Consider the following 4,500-nt stretch of genomic DNA (forward strand, 5'->3'; position numbering starts at 1 on the left):
CCATGTATTATATCAAATAATAATCCTCTCACCCAATAAGTTATACCATATCCTAGTCCATAGAATATAGATTCTGTTATAGAGAAAAATAAACCAAAGGATAGGCCAAATACACCTGCAAGAATTGCATAAATGTATTCATTTTTTGTAGTTTTACTGATTAATCCAGTCAAAATTACAATTAAAGGCCATATTAAATAATATCCTAAAAGCCAAGTATTAAATCCCCATAAAAATATTTCTGTTGTAGAAAATATAATAGATACGAACATTGTTTTTTTAAATCCAAATACAATAGTATATATTATGAATAGCAAAGTAACTATTTCTACATTTGGCACAAAAGATAAGGCCATTTTAGAAGCTGTAAGTGTTGCACTTAATATAGCTATAAGTACAATATCACGAACCTTCATCTTAATAATTAGCTAAAGTGAAAATATATTTATCTCCATCAGTAAGTGGAATTTCAGATACTCCAGTTTCAGCATCTTCATCATTTACTTTGATTTGCCAAAACTCTTGTTCACTTTCCTTAGCTTCATAGTCCATCATAGAAGTAACCATTTTACCAAAGTCTGAATCTGTAAGTTCAGCACCAAGTTCATCTTTATTATTTTCTAATAAAGCTAATAAAAATTCATCATCAGTATTATAAGTAAATGTTTCTTCTACATCTTCTTTTTCATTTACTATTTTCACTTCTACCTCTTTAGCACCTTCTTCTGCTTTTGGCGAAAGAAAAGTTTGATAAGCAAATACTAATGCTACAGCTACTAATATTGCCACTATTATAGTTATTGTTTTTTTGTTCATTATAATTCCTCCTTTTATATTTTATTAAATAAAAAACCCCTCCAAAAGTAGGAAGGGTTAATAAACAAATTTATATACCACACCACTTCATTTCCACGTGAAGACACAAGTGCTTTAATATATTTTAAGGTATTCCGACTTAAGCATTTCTTTGCTTTACGGTGGCGGGACCGTATAGGATTTTCACCTATTTCCCCTCAATTTATATTTCATATTATTTAAGTTATTTACATCATACTACATTTCTTTTGAAAAATCAATTTAACTTTCTTTAATTAAGCTATTATATGCTACCGGTATTATAATAAGGGTTAATAATGTTGAGAATATTAATCCCACCATTAAACCTACAGCCATTGGTGTAAAAAATGAGCTACCTGATAATACTAGAGGAATAAGTCCAATCACAGTTGTAATACTACTTAAAAGTATTGGTCTTAATCTCTTCTTAGCTGATTCAATACAAGCTTCTTTTATATTTCTACCCTTATCTCTTTCTCTATTTATATATTCTATTATAAGTATAGCATTATTAACTACAATACCTATAAGACTAGCTGCTCCAAGTCCTACTGTAAATGTAAGAGGAAGCCTAAATAAAAACACTCCAAGTACTACACCTATTATAGATAAGGGAACAGTTATCAGTATAATAAGAGGTTGGACTAATGATTTGAATTGAAGAAGTAATATTAAGTATACTCCAATAAGAGCTATAAGGGCTGCTATTCCAAGACCACTTAAATATTTATTAAATATTTCTTTTTCTCCTCCAAAGGTAACTTCAATATTCTCTGTTTTCTCATCATCTATAATTTCTTCTACTTTAGTTTGTTCTACTAAGGTAGATTTATCAGGGTCTACTTCTGCTGTTATCTTTATAAATGGCTTTCTATTAAATCTATTTAATTCTTCTAACCTACTGCTTTCTTCTATCTCTACTACATCAGATAAAGAAACTAAAGCTTCTGAGGTATTTGACTTAATTGGTATGGTTTTTAATTCATCTAGATTTTTAGGATTAGCATATAAAAGTATATTTTTTTCATCATCTTTTATTTTCACTTGACCAATTTGAGTCTTATTTAAAGCTAGATTTACTTGTCTTTGTATATCATAACTAGTAAGACCTAATTGTGACATTTGCGTCTTATCTGGAATCACTTCATATTCATCTATATTTGAAGACTGTTCAAATTTGACATTATAGAGGCTATCCATATCTTTTATTTCAGTTTCTATGTTGTTTGCTACCTTTTCTATATCTTCAAATTCAGCTGCAGAGAGAGTTATATCTATATCTGGTCCTGGATTTGTAAGGGCAAGAAGATTTACTGTAGCTTTTCCTTTAATCATTTGATCATTTAATTTGTTTTGTAATTCATATGAAAAATACTTTTTATTTTCATATTTAGATATTTTTTCTTCATCAAACCTAAACATTATTTGACCAAAATCTGGAGATTTAAAATATGGTGGATTTGTTATATAGAACTTAGGAATAGGACCACCTATAGAAGAAGTATATTCTTCTATATAATCTTCACTTTTTAAAATATTCTTTACATCTTCTACTATTTCTTCAGTTTCTTCCATATCATTTTTATCCGCTTCTATATCTATATATGCAATATTATTATCAGCATAAGGAAATATCTCAAGTCTCATATTTAAAACCATAAATCCTACACCAACTAATAATACTAATATTATTAGCGCAGTAGTTTTTGTATATTTCATACTAGTTAAAAGTATTTTTTCAAGAGATCCTTTAAAATACTTTCTTTCTCTAGTTTTTCTATAACTATTTTTTAGTAGCAAGCTTGCAAGAACTGGTGTAACTGTTATTGAAACTACATATGAAGCAATGAGAGCAAGTATTACTACTTGAGGTAGAGATTTTGCAAATTCTCCCGCCTCGCCTGGAAGTGCTATAAGTGGTGCAAATGCCATTATAGTTGTAAGTGTAGATGTCAGTACAGGTATACTTGATTCTTTTGTTCCAAGATATACAGCATCCATTATAGATGTGTTTTCATCTAATTTAACTTGTATAGCATCAGTTATAACTATTGAATTATCAACTAAAATACCAAGGGATATTATAAGTGCTGCAATTGATATTTGTTGAATATTAACACCTAAAAAAGACATGGATATAATAGTAAGCATTATAGATAATGGAATAGTTACAGATACTACAAAAGCATTTTTATATCCCATTCCAATAAATACAACTATTAAAACCAATACTATTGCTTGAAGTAGATTTATCATAAAATCATTTACAGAGTTTTTCACATCTTCTGGTTGAAATATTATTTTATCTATAGCTATATCTTTTCCTAACTCATCTTCAGTAGAGCTAATTATGTCATTTATCTTTTCTTCAGCATTTAAAATATTGCTATCCTTATCAAAATAAGATGTAACAAGTATAGAAGAATCTCCATTGTGTATAAATCTAGTGTCTTCACTATATTCATATTTAATTTCTGAAATATCACTTAGAAGTATAGGTGTATTTGTAGCAGGGTTTACTCCTAAAATTATATCTTTTATATCTTCTATGCTATTTTTTTCTTTATTATATGAAATACTTGTATTTCCATCTTCAGTATCTAAACTACCTAGTGGTATATCTATATTTTGAGCAGTTAAAATATCATTTACATTTTCTAAAGTAAGATTAACTCTAGTTAATTTTTCTAAATCTATATTTATAACTATATTTTCATCTAATATACCAAGTAAATTAGTTTCATTTATTTCTTCTACATCATTTAACTTTGATTTCATATCTGCTGCCACTTTTTCAATATTTTCTACATTGTTTATATTGCCATCATTTGTATTTATGCTAAGCATAACACCTGTAGTATTTATGAGATCTGTATCAAGTGTAGGTGATTTTACCCCTTCAGGTAGGTCTACAGTATTAAGTTCTGAGCGTAATACTTCCCATTGTTTTTCTTTGTCTACTTCATAGCTCAGTTGAACTATGACAAGGGATACATTGTCTCTTGATACTGATTGTATTTTTTCTACACCATTTATACCAGCAATAGAATCTTCTATTTCTTGTGTGATTTCCTCCCTGACTTCTTCTGTCCTAGCTCCTGGATAGACTGTGGTTATCATACCGATTGGACTTATCGCTTCTGGGTTTTCTTGTTTTGGCATATCAAAATATGTATATAATCCAAATGCTATAATAGCTAAAACAAGTATTATAACAAATTTTCTTTGAAATAATGCTGATTTTATAAGTTTATTCATTAAATTTTTATCCCCTTTCATTAACTTCACCCTAATCTTATACCCAATATATAATATTATATATAAGTATTAAAAAATAGTCTAATTTAAATTAGACTATTTTTTAATCTTTAGCATTATACCAACTAATATTGATCCTGCTCCTAATCCATATAGTAAATATGGTATCATTTCACCAGTTTGTGGCATTTGTCTTTGATCTGTTACTGATCCAACCATAGGAATCTTTGCTTCTTTATCATCCTTATTGTTTTCAGTTGGTTTAGTAGGTTCATTATCACTTTCATCATATACACCTTCTACCATTTCAGATTGTGCTGTAAATATCCACTGATTTTCTACAGTCTTACCTTGAAATTCATTTCCTGTTTCTGGGCCAGGAAGGGTTACAGTCATATCTAATTT

At 28.6% G+C, this 4,500-nt stretch carries 3 protein-coding genes, 1 pseudogene and 1 riboswitch; all 4 genes and pseudogenes read right to left on the reverse strand.

Annotation, left to right across the window (positions count from 1 at the left end):
• A partial coding sequence (locus tag ACTHUW_RS00625; RefSeq protein ID WP_442212290.1) for a hypothetical protein occupies positions 1-416 on the reverse strand: 416 nt, incomplete at its 3' end.
• A gap of 1 nt (position 417) precedes the next feature.
• On the reverse strand, positions 418-816 hold the full coding sequence (locus ACTHUW_RS00630; protein ID WP_442198323.1) for a DUF4430 domain-containing protein: 399 nt from the start codon (positions 814-816) through the stop codon (positions 418-420).
• 74 nt (positions 817-890) lie between these two features.
• Positions 891-1,037, reverse strand: a riboswitch (adenosylcobalamin (AdoCbl) riboswitch).
• 40 nt (positions 1,038-1,077) lie between these two features.
• Positions 1,078-4,116 carry an efflux RND transporter permease subunit gene (locus tag ACTHUW_RS00635; protein ID WP_442212293.1) on the reverse strand — a complete coding sequence of 1,013 codons (3,039 nt, stop codon included), beginning with the start codon at positions 4,114-4,116 and terminating at the stop codon, positions 1,078-1,080.
• Positions 4,117-4,191: 75 nt separating this feature from the next.
• Positions 4,192-4,500: pseudogene (locus ACTHUW_RS00640) on the reverse strand (hypothetical protein); the annotation flags it as partial.

Source organism: Senegalia sp. (in: firmicutes), from assembly GCF_052088025.1.
Taxonomy (GTDB): domain Bacteria; phylum Bacillota; class Clostridia; order Tissierellales; family SIT17; genus Anaeromonas.